Raw genomic sequence first — 14,541 nt, 5'->3', positions numbered from 1 at the left:
GCGAAATCCCCGCCGAGCGAGGGCTCGACGGGGACTTCGGTGTCAGCGACCGTTTTCGGTGCGGGCAGAGGTGATCGTCCGCTCCCGAGGCGGTGTCAGGGGCCCGGTTTAAGCTGGAGGGCATGGCCTACGAGATTCCGGTGACGCAAGCAAGGGCTGAGCTCGCCGATCTGATCAACCGCGTGGTGTACGGCGGTGAGCGCGTCGTCGTGACGCGGCACGGGAAGCCCTTGGTCGCCCTCGTCTCCGCCGCCGACCTGGAGCGGCTCGAAGCGCTCGGGGACCCGGCCGAGGACCAGGTGGTCAGCGCCGTCTCCAGCGTCCGCGAGGTCGCCTCCGCCGCCCCGCGCGAGCGGCACCGTTTCGGCATCGCCGCCGAACACCGGCCGAAGGGCTAGGAGTTGTCGTCGAATGTCACGGCCGCATCAGCAGCGACGAAAGTGACGCGCCGGCAGGCCCGGGAGACGTGCACAACACTCCGGCAACCGGGGCGCCACAGCTACTGATGAGGACTACTGATCACGGACCTCGGTCGGCCGCATGGAGGGACCCCAGGAGTGCGAGGGAGTCCGCGTCGGTGCTGCCTGCCTCTGCGGTGCCGACCAGGAGGTACTGGCCGGAGGCGGCCTGTACGTCGAACGCCTGGTAGGTGAGGGTGATCCGGCCCACGTCCGGGTGGTTGAAGACCTTGGTCCTGCGGCCCAGGCCGCTCACGCCGTGGTCCTGCCACAGGGCGGCGAACTCCGGGCTGTCGGCCAGGAGTTCCCCGACCAGCGCGGCGATCTCGGGATCGCGACGTTCATGTCCGGCGGCCAGGCGCAGTGCTTCGACGGAGTCGCGCGCGACGGTCTGCCAGTCGGCGAACAGTTCGCGGGCCGCCGGGTCGTGGAAGAGTGAACGGACCATGCGGCGCGAGTCGGCCAGCGGCGAGAGCAGGGCGTCGGCCAGCGCGTTGGAGGCGAGGATCTCCAACCGGCGGTTGATGACGTAGGCCACGGCTGTGGGGAAGGCCTCCATGAGCTGGAGCAGGGCGGGGTGCACCGAGTCGTGCGGCGCCGCGGGCGCCGACTTCGGCAGCAGGCCGGCCAGCCGGTACGCATGCCAGCGGGCATCGGTCCCCAGCCGCAGGGCGTTCGCGATGGCGTCGATGACCTGCCCGGAGGGATTGGTCTCCCGGCCCTGTTCGAGACGCGCGTAGTAGTCGGCGCTCAGTCCGGCCAGGACCGCGACCTCCTCGCGCCGCAGGCCCGCGACACGGCGCGTGCCGGACGTGGTCATGCCCACGTCCTGGGGACTCACCCGAGCACGACGTGCGCGGAGGAACTCGCCCAGCTCCTGGTCGCTCATCCTCGCATCGTACGCCGCGTCCCGGCCCGCCCAAGGGTCTGCGCGAGAGGCGGGGAACGCCGTGCTCAAGGCCGGTAGGGCTCCCCGACCGACGCGGCTCGCTGCGGAGGGATTCGAGCAGTCGTTCCAGGGTGTGGCACTCCTAGGCAGACCCGGCCTTCCTGGTCGGCGGCAGGAAACCGATAGTCGGTGGTGTGCCAGCCCCGCGACCGCGGGACGGAACGGCGACACCACACCAGGGCCGACCGGATCGGCCGGTCCGACGCCGGACGGGTCCGCTGTCCGCATCGATTCCCACGCCAGGAGATTTCCATGACTACCGGCTTCACCATGACGATCGCGGGCAGGGCGATGGCGGGAGCGACCGAGTACGACGTGCTCGACCCGGCCGACGAGACAGTCGCGGGACGGGCGCCCGTCTGCTCGCCCGAACAGCTCGACCAGGCCGTGGCCGCAGCCCGGGCCGCTCTCCCCGGCTGGTCGGCGACTGCGTTCGAGGAGCGCCGCAAGCTCGTCCTGGCGGTCGCCGACGCCGTCGAGGCACAGCTCGAACCGCTCAAGCGGCTCCTCACCCGCGAGCAGGGCAAGAGCCTGGACGACGCCGCCGGCGAGATCCTCGGGTTCGGGTACTGGCTGCGGGGAACGGCTTCGCTGTCGCTGCCGGAGACGGTCAACGAGGACAGCGCGGAACGGCTCTCCGTCACCCGACATGTCCCGCTGGGCGTCGTGGGGACGATCGTGCCGTGGAACTACCCGCTGGGGAACGCCGGGTTCAAGATCGCCCCGGCCCTGCTCGCGGGCAACACCGTGGTGTGGAAGCCGTCCCCGTTCACCCCGCTGACCACGCTGAAGGTCGGCGAAATCCTGCGCGACGTGCTCCCGCCCGGCGTGCTGAACGTCGTGTCGGGCGACGCCGAACTCGGGCCGCGGATGACCGAACACCCCGGCATCCGCATGATCAGCTACACCGGCTCCACCCGGACCGGCCGCCAGGTCATGGCCGGCGCGGCGCCCACCCTGACCCGGGTCACCCTGGAACTGGGCGGCAACGACCCCGCCATCGTCCTCCCGGACATCGACGTCCCGGCCGTCGCCGAGAAGCTGTTCTGGGGGGCCTTCGCCAACAGCGGCCAGGTCTGCCTGGCGATCAAACGCCTCTACATCCACCGAGACGTCTACGAGCCGCTGAAGCAGGCCCTGGCCGCCTACGCCGGCACTGTGCGGATGGGCCCCGGTACCGAGGCGGGCGTGCGCCTCGGCCCGGTCCAGAACCGCCCGCAGTACGACCGGATCCTCGGCCTCCTGGACGACTCCCGGGCGCACGGCCACAGCTTCGCCGTCGGTGGCGCGCAGCAGAGCCAGAGCCAGGACAGGCCCGGCTATTTCGTGCCGCTGACGCTCGTGGACAACCCCCCGGAGGAGTCGCGCATCGTCCAGGAGGAGCAGTTCGGCCCGATTCTGCCGCTCCTCCGGTTCGACGACGTCGAGGACGCCGTCACCCGGGCCAACGCGGGCGAGTACGGACTCGGCGCGTCCGTCTGGTCGGCCGACCCCCAAGCGGCCCTGGCCGTCGGCCGACGCCTGGAGGCGGGCACGGTGTGGATCAACGAGGTCCAGCACCTCACCCCGTATGTCACCTTCGCGGGCCACAAACAGTCCGGCCTCGGCTCCGAGAGCGGACCCGAGGGCCTGGTCGAGTTCACCGCGCCCCGGACCATCACGGTCCGCCGCAACGGAACGGCTTCGACGGCTGCGTCCTGAACTCCGGTCACGGACCCGTGACCGCGACCGACGACATCGAACGACATCGAACGACATCGAACGACATCGAAGAGGGAGCCGATCGTGCCCACGAAGGAGCAAGTGGAGGAATGGGTGGCCGGCTACGTGCGCGCCTGGCGCAGCAACGGGCCGGAAGACATCGCGTCCCTCTTCGCCGCCGATGCCGAATACCACGAGTGGCCGTACGAGACGCACTGGATCGGCCGCGAGGACATCGTGAAGGGCTGGCGGAGCCGGGAGGCCTGGCAGCAGGGCGGCTGGGACTTCGACTGGACCCTCTTCATGATCAACGGAGACACGGCCGCCATCGGCGGTACGGGCGTCTACAAGGAGCTCGGCGCCTTCACCAACCTCTGGACCGTGACCTTCGACGAGCACGCCAAGTGCACCGTGTTCCGCATGTGGAACAACCAGGTCTGAGTCCGGGACCAGAACCACCGAGGAGAGACAATGGTCGACTACGCAGAATTCAAGGCCCTGGCCCCCTTCATCAAGCTCGTCGAGGACTCACTCGCAGGGCTGGCCGACGGAGACCGCTACTTCGACCTGTTCGCGGACGACGTCGTCATGGAGTTCGTCTACGCACCCCCGGGCACACCGCCCGAACTCCGGGGACGTCAGGCGATCATCGATTCGTTCCGCGGCTACGGGCGCATCATCACCCTCGACCGCATGAGCGACGCCAAGGTCTACGCGACGGCCACACCCGGCGTGGTGATCCTGGAGTACGCGAGCCACGGCACCGGGGTCACCACAGGCAGGCCCTACCACCAGCACTACGTCTCGATCGTGACGATCCGCGACCGTCGGATCGTCCACTGGCGGGACTACTCGAACCCGCTGGTCGTCATCGACACGATCGGCGACGGACAGGCGATGGCGAAGGCCATGTTCTCCGGGACCTGACAGTTCCCGGAAGCCCGCCGAAGGGCCCCGGCGCTCGCTCGGCTCACTCCGGCGGTTCGTAGCGGCCGTCGACGGCCGTCCACCCGCCGTCGACGGTCAGCATGCTCCCGGTCACGTAACTCGCCGCGTCCGAGGCCAGGAACACCACCGCACCCGCCATCTCCTCGGGCTGCGCCCAGCGGCCCAGCGCGGTCTTCGCGGTGTAGGCGTTGTACCGCACGGGATCGGACTGCGCCCAGGTCGTCATCGGGGACTCGACGACCCCGGGGGCCAGCGCGTTCACCCGCACACCGAGCGGACCCAACTCCGCGGCCGCCGTACGGAGCAGGGCCACGAGGCCGGCCTTCGTCGCGGAGTAGATCCCCTGCGCGGGCTCGACGGTCACGGCGCGGATCGAGGACACGCCGATGATCGAGCCCCGCCCACGTTCCGCCATGGGCCTTCCGAAGGCACGCAGGAGGTCGAACGGCGCCCGCAGGTTGAGTTCGACGATCCCGTCGAACTCGGCATCGGAGTAGTCGACCAGCCGCCTGCGGATGTTCGTCGCCGGGGTGAAGACCAGCACGTCGACCTCACCGAGTGCGGCGGGCGCCGCTCGCACGGCGTCGCGGTCGAGGAGATCCAGCAAGTAGGGCTCGGCGCCGATCTCGGTGGCGGTGGTGGTGGCCGCTGCGAGGTCGAGGTCGGCGCAGACCACGGCGGCGCCATGTGCGGCAAGGGCCCGCGCGCTTGCCGCACCGATGCCGCTGCCCGCGCCGATCACCACCGCCCGCCTGCCGTCGAGACGGAAGAGACGTGCGGGCCCGTCCGACGACTCGGCGTATCCCCGCACGTCGTGCGCGGGGGGCCGGTCCGTGTGCTCCGTAGTCATCGCTTCCTCCCTCGGGGGTGCCGGGCACTGTCGACTCGATCATGCGCAGGCGTGGAGGGCCGAGGAAGGCCGTGTCTTCCTCGGTGCGCCGCACCTGGGAACAGATGTCCGGAAACAGGTCGGGGAGGGGCCAGTCGCGGCAGCCGACCTGCGCCTCGGAGCCCGGGCCCTGGGGTGCACGGATGCCGGCTGGGGGAGGGTGAACAGGCCAGTTCCGGCTTCGGGTTCGGGTTCGGTGAGGATGTCGCGGTCGACCAGACGTTTCAGCTGGGCGCGGATGCTCTCGGTGTGCCGCGGCTCGGTGCCGACGCCGAGCATCTCGCAGACCTCCTTCGCGCGGGGCCCGTGCCCGGCCTGCTCGAGGGCGGCGAGGACCTCGCGGTAGCCGGGCGGCAACGGCTCGGGCGGCTCGATGCCGTCCTCCGCGGGCAGTTCCGGCATCGTCTCGCGGGTGATGTCCAGGCGTTCCAGCGTGCGTTCGGCGGCGGCGAGCCCCGCTCTGTACGTGGTCACCCCGCGAGCGCGGGCTCCCGTTCGGCCGCCGGCTCGGTGGCTGGGCGCTCGCGCTTGAGAATGCTGCTCAGCACGACCGCTCCCAGCCCGAGCGCGGCCCACCAGGTCAGGGTCAGCGCGGGGCCGGTCGCCGCGGCCCCGTCGAAGAACGACACCGAGCGCAGCAGCGAGGCCCCCGCGCCCGGCGGCAGCCACTGACCGATCGCCCCGGCCGGCTCGGGCAGCATCTGGGGAGCCGAAGTGGCTCCGGAGAACGGGTTGCCGAGGAGGATCACCAGGAGCGCGCCGATGCCGATGCCGATGCCGGCCCGTCCGAGGAGCGCCGAGAGTCCGGTGACGGCGGCGCTCACCGCCAGCGCCGACAGGCCGAGCACCCCGGCCTCGGCCCACCACCCGCCGGACAGCACGCCCAGCCAGCTGTCCAGGATCGCGGCGGCCACCAGCCCGACCAGGGCGGCGGCCGCGAGCAGCGTGACAGCCGCTCGCCCACCGTGCAGGCCGAGCAGCGTCACCACGACCCCGGCCGCCATGCCGGCCAGCGCCATCGGCAGCACGCCGGCGCCGAGCGCGGCCCCGCGCGGGTCGGTCGCGGGGGTGGGCACGACATCGACGGTCGTCAACTCGGTGCCCTTCGGCGCCTGTTCGGCCATCGCCTGCTGGAGGAGTTGAGCGACGAGCGGGCTCGCGGCGGACGCGGTGAGCAACTCGGGTCCCCGGGCCGTGACCACCACCGCGCCGTATACGGTCCGGTCCTCGACGGCGTCCCGGGCCGCGGACTCGTCGGCGTACCGGTGGATCTCGAAGGCGCCCTCGCGCGCCGCCAGTTGCCGCTCCACCTGGGCGGTCGCGGTGGCGGGCCCGGCCACACCGAGCGGCAGATCGTGCGGCGCGAGTCGGGCGGACGGCCAGGCGAAGGCCCAGAGCGCCAGGGCCACCAGAACCGGGACCATCGATCACCGCGACCATACGGTGGCCGTCCGGCGGCGGTGGCGGAGGTGGCGGACATGGCTTTCCTCGTTTCGCTGGGCGCGGACAAGCGGTGATCCTGAGAGAAGGATCGTTCGTTTTACGGTTCCGCACTGCCCTGCGGCCGAGATGCCTGTCAAGAAGGAATGTTCGTTTTATCGTGCGGACGTGGCTCGCGTATCCCAGGAACACCTCGACGCCCGCCGCCGTCAGATCCTCGACGCGCCGCGCTCTGCTTCGCCCGCAACGGCTTCCATGCCACGTCGATGCAGGACGTACTGAAGGAGGTCGACCTCTCCGCGGGGGCCGTCTACCGCTACTTCAGCGGCAAGGAGGAGCTGATCGGGGCCATCGTCACCGAAGTGCTGGACGAGATCCGCACCATCTTCGAGGCGGCCGCCGAGCGGCACCCGCCTCCGCTGCCGGACGTCCTCGTGGGGCACGTCCTGTACGAGGTCCTGGACATGAAGCCCGGACTGATGGACGAGGGGGAGTCCGCCCTCCCGCGGCTGATCGTCCAGGTGTGGACCGAGACGTTGCGCAACGCCGAGCTGTCGAGGGTCATCAATGAGGGGTACGACAAGGTCCGCGCGGCCTGGGTGAAGGTCGTCGAGGGGTACCAGGCCGCGGGGATGATGCGTGACGACGTCTCGCCGGAGAGTGTCGCCCGGACCATGATCGCCGTGGCGCAGGGGTTCGCCGCGCAGATGGCACTGTTCGGCTTCGTACCGCTGTCGGTCCTGCAGGACGGGCTGCGGGGTCTGATGAGTATGGGAGAGCCCAGCTCGCGGTCATAAGTGGATCAAGGGCTGGTTAACGTAGTTGAAACTCCGTCCAACTAGCCTGCCGATCCACGCCACCAGGGGTTTTTGTATCCGGATTGCGCATGATCGGGCAATCTGTCTGTGTGTTACACCTATCCCGTCGCGGTGGCTGCGGCAACCGGACCCCGCACGGTCCGGAGCGAGACTGTGAGGTGGGACGCCGTGCAACTGACCCCGCACGAGCAAGAGAGGCTGCTGATCCATGTGGCCGCCGACGTGGCCGAGAAGCGACGGGCCCGCGGGCTCAAACTGAACCACCCCGAGACCGTCGCCCTGATCACGTCGCACATCCTCGAAGGCGCGCGCGACGGCCGTACCGTCGCCGAACTCATGTCCTCCGGACGCAAACTGCTCAACCGGGACGACGTCATGGCGGGGATCCCCGAGATGATCCACGACGTCCAGGTCGAGGCCACCTTCCCGGACGGCACCAAGCTCGTCACCGTCCACGACCCGATCGTCTGACGGGGAGGGAGCGCCGTGATTCCCGGAGAGATCCTGTTCGCCGACGGACCCGTCGCCTTCAACGAAGGCCGCGAGGTCACCCGGCTCACCGTCCTCAACGCCGCCGACCGGCCCGTCCAGGTCGGCTCCCACTACCACTTCGCCGAGGCCAATCCGGGTCTGGAGTTCGACCGCCCGGCCGCGCGCGGCCTGCGGCTCAACGTCTCCGCCGGCACCGCCGTGCGCTTCGAGCCCGGGATCCCCGTCGACGTCGAACTCGTCCCCCTCGCCGGCGCCCGTGTGGTGCCCGGCCTCCGCGGCGAGGTCGGAGGTGCCCTCGATGCCTGAGATCTCGCGAGCCGCGTACGCCGATCTGTTCGGCCCCACCACCGGCGACCGCATCCGGCTCGCCGACACCGACCTGCTGATCGAGATCGAGGAGGACCGCGCCGGCGGTCCCGGACTCGCCGGCGACGAGGCGGTGTTCGGCGGGGGCAAGGTCATCCGCGAATCCATGGGCCAGTCGCGCGCTACGCGCGCAGACGGCACCCCCGACACGGTCATCACGGGTGTGGTGGTCATCGACCACTGGGGCATCGTCAAGGCCGACGTCGGCATCCGCGACGGCCGGATCACCGCGCTGGGCAAGGCGGGCAACCCGGACACCATGGACGGTGTGCACCCGGACCTCGTCATCGGCCCGGAGACGGAGATCATCGCGGGCAACGGGCGGATCCTGACGGCGGGCGCCATCGACGCGCACGTCCACTTCATCTGTCCGCAGATCGCCGACGAGGCGCTGGCCTCCGGGATCACGACGCTCGTCGGCGGCGGCACCGGCCCCGCCGAGGGATCCAAGGCGACCACGGTCACGCCCGGTCCCTGGCACCTCGCCCGGATGATGGAGGCGATGGAGCAGTACCCGCTCAACTTCGGTCTGCTCGGCAAGGGCAACACCGTCTCCCAGGAGGCGATGCTCTCGCAGATCCGCGGGGGAGCGCTCGGCCTGAAGATCCACGAGGACTGGGGCTCGACGCCGGCCGCGATCGACGCCGCGCTGACGGTCGCCGACCGGACCGGCACGCAGATCGCGATCCACACGGACACGCTCAACGAAGCCGGGTTCGTCGGTGACACGCTCGCCGCGATCGCGGGCCGCACCATCCACGCGTACCACACCGAGGGTGCGGGCGGCGGGCACGCGCCCGACATCATGACCGTGGTCTCCGAGCCGCACGTGCTGCCCAGCTCGACCAACCCGACCCGGCCCTACACCGTCAACACCGCCGAGGAACACCTCGACATGCTGATGGTCTGCCACCACCTCAACGCGTCCGTCCCGGAGGACCTGGCCTTCGCGGAGTCGCGGATCCGGCCCTCCACCATCGGGGCCGAGGACATCCTGCACGACCTCGGTGCCATCTCGATCATCTCGTCGGACTCCCAGGCGATGGGCCGGGTCGGCGAGGTCATCATGCGCACCTGGCAGACGGCGCACGTGATGAAGCGGCGCCGCGGCGCGCTGCCGGGTGACGGCAGCGCCGACAACCACCGCGTACGTCGCTATGTCGCCAAGTACACGATCAACCCGGCGCTCGCGCAGGGACTGGCCCGTGAGATCGGCTCCGTGGAGCCCGGCAAGCTCGCCGACCTGGTGCTCTGGGAGCCCGCCTTCTTCGGCGTCAAGCCGCATCTCGTCATCAAGGGCGGGCAGATCGCGTACGCGCAGATGGGCGACGCCAACGCCTCGATCCCGACCCCGCAGCCGATCCTGCCCCGGCCCATGTTCGGGGCGATCGGACGGGCACCGGCCGCCAACTCGTTCAACTTCGTGGCGCCGCTGGCCATCGAGGACGGGCTGCCGGAGCGGCTGGGGCTCGGGAAGCGGTTCGTCGCCATCGAGTCCACCCGGGCGGTGACCAAGGCCGACATGCGGGAGAACGACGCACGGCCGCAGGTGCGGATCGACCCCGACAGCTTCGCCGTGCACATCGACGGGGAGCTGGTGGAGGCCGCGCCCGCCGCCGAACTGCCCATGGCCCAGCGTTACTTCCTCTTCTGATGTCGCGCGCAGCACTGCTCGTCCTCGCTGACGGCCGCTTTCCCGCCGGGGGGCACGCCCACTCCGGCGGCGCCGAGGCCGCCGTCAAGGCCGGCCGGATCACCGGGGCGCCGAGTCTGGCGGACTTCTGCCGGGGGCGGTTGCACACGGCCGGCCTGGTGTCGGCCGCGCTGGCCGCGGCCGCCGCGCTCGGGGTCGATCCGCTGGAGCTGGACACGGCCGCGGACGCCCGAACGCCGTCGCCCGCGTTGCGGGGTGCCGCGCGGCGGCTCGGGCGGCAGCTGATGCGGGCCGCCCGGGCGACCTGGCCCTCGGCCGAACTGGACGCGCTGGCACGGGAGTTCCCCAAGGGCGCTCATCAGCCCGTCGTCCTCGGGCTGGCTGCCCGGGCTGCCGGGCTGGGGCCGGACGACGCCGCGTACTGCTCCCTGTACGAGGGTGTCAGCGGGCCCGCGACCGCGACGGTGCGGCTGCTGAGCCTTGACCCGTTCGACGCGACCGCGGTCCTTGCCCGGCTCGCGCCGGAGCTGGATCTGGTGGCCGGGCAGGCGGTCGACGCGGCCCGCCGTGTTCCTGCCGAAGGGGTGGGTGCGCTGCCTGCCGCGTCGGCTCCGTTGCTGGAGATCAGTGCGGAGGTGCATGCGGGGTGGCCAGTGCGGCTGTTCGCGTCGTAGGCGTTTCTCGCCCCCTCCGCCCCTACCCGTCCCGTCTCCGGGGGCTCTGCCCCCAGACTCCCCGGTACCGCGCTGACGCGCTCGTCCTCGAACGCCGGACGGGCTGAAAGATCCTCTGGAGCTGTAGCCATGCATCTTGACCACCATCACGACGGACCCTCCGCCGTCAGTGCCGACGCTCACCGTCCCGATGGCACGCGCCGGGCGCTGCGGATCGGGCTCGGTGGGCCCGTGGGCTCGGGGAAGACGGCCACCGTCGCCGCGCTCTGTCGGACGCTGCGCGACGACCTGTCCCTCGCCGTCGTCACCAACGACATCTATACGCGCGAGGACGCCGAGTTCCTGCTGCGGGAGGCCGTGCTGCCGCCCGAGCGGATCACCGCCGTCGAGACGGGGGCCTGTCCGCACACGGCCATCCGCGACGACATCTCCGCGAACCTCGAAGCGGTCGAGGACCTGGAGGACGAGGTCGGCCCGCTGGACCTGATCCTCGTCGAGTCCGGGGGCGACAACCTCACCGCGACCTTCTCCAAGGGGCTGGTCGACGCGCAGGTCTTCGTGATCGATGTCGCGGGCGGTGACGACATCCCGCGCAAGGGCGGCCCCGGTGTGACGACGGCCGACCTGCTCGTCGTCAACAAGACCGACCTCGCGCCGTACGTCGGATCCGATCTGGGGCGGATGGCCGCCGACGCCAAGGCGCAGCGGGCCGAACTGCCGGTCGTCTTCCAGTCGCTGCGGACCGAGCCGGGGGTCACGCCCGTCGCCGACTGGGTGCGGGAGCGGCTCGCCGCGTGGACGGCATGACGGCCGGAGTACGGGCCACCGCACGGATCGTTGCGCAGGACGACGGCAGAGGCGGCACGTCGCTGCCGGTGCTGGAGGGGGAGGGGCCGCTCGCGCCGCGCCGTACGCGCGCCCATGGCGCCGAGGCCCGGGTCGTGCTGGTCGGTGCCATGAGCGGCCCGCTCGGCGGTGACCACCTCACGGTCGAGGCGCGGGCGGGTGAACGGGCGCTGCTCCACGTCGGATCGGCCGCCGCCACGATCGCCCTGCCGGGTCAGGCCAAGGGCGAGGCGCGCTACGACGTCCGGCTCACCGTCGCCGCGGGCGGGGAACTGCGCTGGCTGCCCGAACAGCTGATTTCCGCCAACGGGAGCGAGTTGTCCGTTTCCTCCTGCATCGAGCTCGCGGCCGGCGCCCGGCTCGTCTTCCGGGAGGAGCAGGTGCTCGGACGGGCCGGCGAGGAGCCGGGCCGGCTCACCAGCCGTCTCACGGTACGTCTCGACGGCCGGCCGCTGCTCGACCAGGAGCTGTCCTGCGGGCCCGGCGCACCCGGCGGCTGGGACGGCCCGGCCGTGCTGGCGGGACATCGGGCCCTCGGTCAACTGGTCGTCGTACGGCCGGAGTTCGAGCACGAACCGGTGACGCCCCGGCTGCTGGGGGAGTACGCGGCGCTGACACCGCTCGCCGGTCCCGGTGTTCTGGTGACCGCCCTCGCACCCGACGGACTGCGGTTGCGGCGGACCCTGGACGAGGCGCTGCACGCACTCGGCTGACCTGCTCTCCGCTGAACGGGGCCCCGCGCACCGGTTATCGGATCGGTAAAGAAGCCAGGTCGCATCTGTTGCCAGGGACCTCACAGCCGAAAGGATCCCCGTACCAATCGCAACGATGTACGGGGAGGTCCCACTTGAGTGGTATGCGACCGAATAGGCGGGTGACAGCGTTCGGCTCGGCCGGCGCGCTGGTCACGGCGACCCTGATAGCCGGCGCCGTCGCGGCGCCGTCGGCCACGGCCGACTCGCGGCACGGCCAGGACCGGGAAGCGCGGGGTGCCGCCGTCGCTGCGGCCAAGGCCGCAAAGGCCGGGATCGACTGGCAGGACTGCCCGGCGGACTGGGGCTTCGCGAAGCCGATCCAGTGCGGCTGGGTCAGCGTGCCCCTCGACTACGCCCACCCGAACGGCAAGCAGATCAAGCTCGCCGTCGACCGCATCGCGAACACCGGCACCAAGGAGGAGCGCCAGGGCGCCCTCGTCTACAACCCGGGCGGCCCCGGCGCCTCGGGCATGCGCTTCCCGACCCGGGTCACCAACAAGAACCCGGTCTGGGCGAACACGGCCAAGGGGTACGACTTCGTGGGCTTCGACCCGCGCGGTGTCGGCCACTCGGCGCCCATCTCCTGCATCGACCCGCAGGAGTTCGTGAAGGCACCCAAGGCCGACCCCGTCCCGGACTCCGAGGCGGACAAGCGCGCCCAGCGCAAGCTCGCCGCCGAGTACGCGGACGGCTGTGCCGAGCGCAGCGGTGCCATGCTGCCGCAGATGACCACGCCGAACACCGCGCGCGACCTGGACGTCATCCGGGCCGCTCTCGGCGAGAAGAAGCTCAACTTCCTCGGCGTCTCGTACGGCACGTACCTCGGCGCCGTCTACGGCACGCTCTTCCCGGGCCACGTCCGTCGCATGGTCGTCGACAGCGTCGTCGACCCGTCGCGGGAGAACATCTGGTACGAGGCCAACCTCAACCAGGACATCGCCTTCGAGGGCCGCTGGAAGGACTGGCAGGACTGGGTCGCCAAGAACGACGCGACCTTCCACCTCGGCAACACCCGCGCCAAGGTGCAGGACCAGTGGCTGAAGCTGCGTGCCACCGCGAAGAAGAGCCCGCTCGGTGGCGTCGTCGGCCCGGCCGAACTGATCGCCTTCTTCCAGAGCGCCCCGTACTACGACTCCTCGTGGGTGCCGGTCGCGACGGTGTTCAGCAAGTACGTCGCCGGTGACACCCAGGCGCTCGTCGACGCCGCCTCGCCCGACCTGTCGGACACCGCGGGCAACATCTCCTCGGAGAACGGCAACGCCGTCTACACGGCCGTCGAGTGCGCCGACGCCAAGTGGCCCACCAGCTGGAAGAAGTGGGACCGGGACAACACGCGGCTGAACAAGGACTACCCGTTCATGACGTGGGCCAACGCGTGGATGAACCTGCCCTGCGCCACCTGGCCGGCCAAGCAGCAGACGCCGGTGGACGTCAAGACCGGCAAGGGTCTGCCCGCCGTCCTGATCGTCCAGTCGCAGCGTGACGCCGCCACTCCGTACGAAGGCGCCGTCGAGCTGCACAAGCGGTTCAAGGGCTCTCGCCTGATCACCGAGAAGGACGCCGGTTCGCACGGTGTGACCGGCCTGGTCAACCCGTGCATCAACGACCGGGTGGACACGTACCTGCTCACCGGCAAGACGGATGCCGCCGACGTGACCTGCGCACCGCACGCCACGCCGAAGCCGTAGTCCGGGCTCGTACACGGTGAGGGGGGCGGCCGGAACTCCGGTCGCCCCCTTCGGTCAACTCAGCGGCATCCGGGGGAACTTGCGCGCCCGCTCCGCCTTCTCGGCGGCTTCCTCGGCCTTGGCGACGGCCGCGTAACGGTCGACGTACTCCTGCTCGGAGAGGGTCAGGATGGCGTACATGATCTCGTCGGTGATGGCGCGCAGGATGGCCTTCTCGTTCTCCATCCCGTCGTAGCGGGAGAAGTCGAGGGGTTCGCCGAAGCGGATCACCACGGGGTGGACCTTGGGGATCTTCTGGCCCGGCGGCTGGGCCTCGAACGTACCGATCATCGCGCAGGGGATCACCGGCACCTGGGCCTTGAGGGCCATCACCGCGACGCCGACCTTGCCCTTGTACAGGCGCCCGTCGTGCGAGCGGGTGCCCTCCGGGTAGATGCCGAGCAGCTCGTCCTTGCGCAGCACGCCGAGTCCCTCGCGGATGGCCGCCTGGCCGGCCTCCTTGCCCGAGCGGTCCACCGGGATCTGTCCGGCGCTGCGGAAGAACGCGGCGGTCAGCCGGCCCTTGATCCCGGGACCCGTGAAGTACTCGGCCTTCGCGAGGAAGGTGATGCGCCGTTTGAGGATCGCGGGCATCAGGAAGTGGTCCGCGAACGACAGGTGATTTCCGGCGACGATGGCCGCGCCCGACGCGGGTACGTGCTCCAGGCCCTCGATCCGAGGCCGGAACACCAGCCTCAACAGTGGACCCAGAAGCACATACTTGAGCACGTAATAAAACACTCCGACGCTCCTTCAATCCCCGGGGGAGCGATCAGTGTAGGCGCGGCTCTCGCCAGGCGTAACCATCCGGGTGTCACGCTCTG

The 14,541-nt window shown here is 70.7% G+C and carries 16 protein-coding genes and 1 pseudogene; 12 read left to right on the top strand and 5 right to left on the bottom strand.

Translation table 11 applies throughout. The features are described 5' to 3' along the window. Positions 1 to 122 precede the first annotated feature (122 nt). The gene (locus ACFWM2_RS10870; protein ID WP_383276071.1) at positions 123 to 398 is read left to right on the top strand and encodes a type II toxin-antitoxin system Phd/YefM family antitoxin; all 276 of its coding nucleotides are present in this window, start codon (positions 123 to 125) and stop codon (positions 396 to 398) included. A 121-nt stretch (positions 399 to 519) separates the two neighbouring features. Here the strand turns inward: ACFWM2_RS10870 and ACFWM2_RS10865 are convergent, their stop codons facing one another. After that, positions 520 to 1,347, bottom strand: a complete 828-nt coding sequence (locus tag ACFWM2_RS10865; protein WP_383276068.1) for a helix-turn-helix transcriptional regulator — start codon at positions 1,345 to 1,347, stop codon at positions 520 to 522. Positions 1,348 to 1,659: 312 nt separating this feature from the next. On the opposite strand from ACFWM2_RS10865, the gene ACFWM2_RS10860 reads away from it, so the two are divergent. The 3 genes from ACFWM2_RS10860 to ACFWM2_RS10850 all read left to right on the top strand — a co-directional run bounded on the left by ACFWM2_RS10860 (position 1,660) and on the right by ACFWM2_RS10850 (position 4,035). Beyond that, complete coding sequence (locus tag ACFWM2_RS10860; RefSeq protein WP_383276065.1) at positions 1,660 to 3,108, top strand: aldehyde dehydrogenase family protein; 1,449 nt, start codon at positions 1,660 to 1,662, stop codon at positions 3,106 to 3,108. 84 nt (positions 3,109 to 3,192) lie between these two features. Further along, entirely contained in the window at positions 3,193 to 3,549 is a 357-nt protein-coding gene (locus ACFWM2_RS10855; protein ID WP_383276062.1) for a nuclear transport factor 2 family protein, read from the top strand. Positions 3,550 to 3,579: 30 nt separating this feature from the next. Beyond that, the gene (locus ACFWM2_RS10850) at positions 3,580 to 4,035 is read left to right on the top strand and encodes a nuclear transport factor 2 family protein (RefSeq protein WP_383276059.1); all 456 of its coding nucleotides are present in this window, start codon (positions 3,580 to 3,582) and stop codon (positions 4,033 to 4,035) included. Positions 4,036 to 4,078: 43 nt separating this feature from the next. Here the strand turns inward: ACFWM2_RS10850 and ACFWM2_RS10845 are convergent, their stop codons facing one another. The 3 genes from ACFWM2_RS10845 to ACFWM2_RS10835 are packed head-to-tail and all read right to left on the bottom strand — an operon-like array spanning position 4,079 to position 6,369. Continuing rightward, positions 4,079 to 4,906 (bottom strand): SDR family NAD(P)-dependent oxidoreductase, encoded by an 828-nt coding sequence (locus ACFWM2_RS10845; protein ID WP_383276056.1) that lies wholly within the window; start codon positions 4,904 to 4,906, stop codon positions 4,079 to 4,081. 39 nt (positions 4,907 to 4,945) lie between these two features. Further along, positions 4,946 to 5,419, bottom strand: a complete 474-nt coding sequence (locus ACFWM2_RS10840) for a hypothetical protein (protein WP_383276053.1) — start codon at positions 5,417 to 5,419, stop codon at positions 4,946 to 4,948. Then, positions 5,416 to 6,369, bottom strand: coding sequence for an ABC transporter permease (locus tag ACFWM2_RS10835; RefSeq protein ID WP_383276050.1), 954 nt, complete (start codon positions 6,367 to 6,369; stop codon positions 5,416 to 5,418). The genes ACFWM2_RS10840 and ACFWM2_RS10835 overlap by 4 nt, the downstream gene beginning before the upstream one ends. Before the next feature lie 184 nt (positions 6,370 to 6,553). On the opposite strand from ACFWM2_RS10835, the pseudogene ACFWM2_RS10830 reads away from it, so the two are divergent. From ACFWM2_RS10830 to ACFWM2_RS10795, 8 genes and pseudogenes are all read left to right on the top strand, one after another. Continuing rightward, positions 6,554 to 7,182 (top strand): annotated as a pseudogene (locus ACFWM2_RS10830) (TetR/AcrR family transcriptional regulator). Between the two features lie 189 nt (positions 7,183 to 7,371). Further along, positions 7,372 to 7,674, top strand: coding sequence for an urease subunit gamma (locus ACFWM2_RS10825; RefSeq protein WP_383276047.1), 303 nt, complete (start codon positions 7,372 to 7,374; stop codon positions 7,672 to 7,674). Between the two features lie 15 nt (positions 7,675 to 7,689). After that, positions 7,690 to 8,001: an urease subunit beta gene (locus tag ACFWM2_RS10820; RefSeq protein ID WP_383276044.1), complete on the top strand. Its 312-nt coding sequence runs from the start codon at positions 7,690 to 7,692 to the stop codon at positions 7,999 to 8,001. Beyond that, entirely contained in the window at positions 7,994 to 9,715 is a 1,722-nt protein-coding gene (locus ACFWM2_RS10815) for an urease subunit alpha (protein ID WP_383276041.1), read from the top strand. Before ACFWM2_RS10820 ends, ACFWM2_RS10815 begins: the two co-directional genes overlap by 8 nt. Continuing rightward, positions 9,715 to 10,389: an urease accessory protein UreF gene (locus tag ACFWM2_RS10810; RefSeq protein WP_383276038.1), complete on the top strand. Its 675-nt coding sequence runs from the start codon at positions 9,715 to 9,717 to the stop codon at positions 10,387 to 10,389. The genes ACFWM2_RS10815 and ACFWM2_RS10810 overlap by 1 nt, the downstream gene beginning before the upstream one ends. A gap of 129 nt (positions 10,390 to 10,518) precedes the next feature. Next, positions 10,519 to 11,196, top strand: coding sequence for an urease accessory protein UreG (ureG, locus tag ACFWM2_RS10805; protein WP_383276035.1), 678 nt, complete (start codon positions 10,519 to 10,521; stop codon positions 11,194 to 11,196). Continuing rightward, positions 11,193 to 11,948 (top strand): urease accessory protein UreD, encoded by a 756-nt coding sequence (locus ACFWM2_RS10800; protein WP_383276515.1) that lies wholly within the window; start codon positions 11,193 to 11,195, stop codon positions 11,946 to 11,948. The genes ureG and ACFWM2_RS10800 overlap by 4 nt, the downstream gene beginning before the upstream one ends. A gap of 143 nt (positions 11,949 to 12,091) precedes the next feature. Continuing rightward, positions 12,092 to 13,678 carry an alpha/beta hydrolase gene (locus ACFWM2_RS10795; RefSeq protein ID WP_383276032.1) on the top strand — a complete coding sequence of 529 codons (1,587 nt, stop codon included), beginning with the start codon at positions 12,092 to 12,094 and terminating at the stop codon, positions 13,676 to 13,678. A 54-nt stretch (positions 13,679 to 13,732) separates the two neighbouring features. Here ACFWM2_RS10795 and ACFWM2_RS10790 read toward each other — a convergent pair whose 3' ends face one another. Next, positions 13,733 to 14,458 (bottom strand): lysophospholipid acyltransferase family protein, encoded by a 726-nt coding sequence (locus ACFWM2_RS10790; protein ID WP_383276029.1) that lies wholly within the window; start codon positions 14,456 to 14,458, stop codon positions 13,733 to 13,735. Positions 14,459 to 14,541: the final 83 nt, after the last annotated feature.

Source organism: Streptomyces sp. NPDC058371, assembly GCF_042723265.1.
Classification (GTDB): Bacteria; Actinomycetota; Actinomycetes; order Streptomycetales; family Streptomycetaceae; genus Streptomyces.
Note: the sequence above shows the minus strand (reverse complement) of the source record. Positions and strands in the feature narration are given on the sequence as shown.

What these genes read in the sequence shown, in the direction of transcription:
- ACFWM2_RS10870 (WP_383276071.1), top strand. Translation starts at nt 123, where the DNA reads ATGGCCTACGAGATTCCGGTGACGCAAGCAAGGGCTGAGCTCGCCGAT.
- ACFWM2_RS10865 (WP_383276068.1), bottom strand. Translation starts at nt 1,347, where the DNA reads ATGAGCGACCAGGAGCTGGGCGAGTTCCTCCGCGCACGTCGTGCTCGG.
- ACFWM2_RS10860 (WP_383276065.1), top strand. Translation starts at nt 1,660, where the DNA reads ATGACTACCGGCTTCACCATGACGATCGCGGGCAGGGCGATGGCGGGA.
- ACFWM2_RS10850 (WP_383276059.1), top strand. Translation starts at nt 3,580, where the DNA reads ATGGTCGACTACGCAGAATTCAAGGCCCTGGCCCCCTTCATCAAGCTC.
- ACFWM2_RS10845 (WP_383276056.1), bottom strand. Translation starts at nt 4,906, where the DNA reads ATGACTACGGAGCACACGGACCGGCCCCCCGCGCACGACGTGCGGGGA.
- ACFWM2_RS10835 (WP_383276050.1), bottom strand. Translation starts at nt 6,369, where the DNA reads ATGGTCCCGGTTCTGGTGGCCCTGGCGCTCTGGGCCTTCGCCTGGCCG.
- ACFWM2_RS10815 (WP_383276041.1), top strand. Translation starts at nt 7,994, where the DNA reads ATGCCTGAGATCTCGCGAGCCGCGTACGCCGATCTGTTCGGCCCCACC.
- ACFWM2_RS10810 (WP_383276038.1), top strand. Translation starts at nt 9,715, where the DNA reads ATGTCGCGCGCAGCACTGCTCGTCCTCGCTGACGGCCGCTTTCCCGCC.
- ureG (WP_383276035.1), top strand. Translation starts at nt 10,519, where the DNA reads ATGCATCTTGACCACCATCACGACGGACCCTCCGCCGTCAGTGCCGAC.
- ACFWM2_RS10800 (WP_383276515.1), top strand. Translation starts at nt 11,193, where the DNA reads ATGACGGCCGGAGTACGGGCCACCGCACGGATCGTTGCGCAGGACGAC.
- ACFWM2_RS10795 (WP_383276032.1), top strand. Translation starts at nt 12,092, where the DNA reads ATGCGACCGAATAGGCGGGTGACAGCGTTCGGCTCGGCCGGCGCGCTG.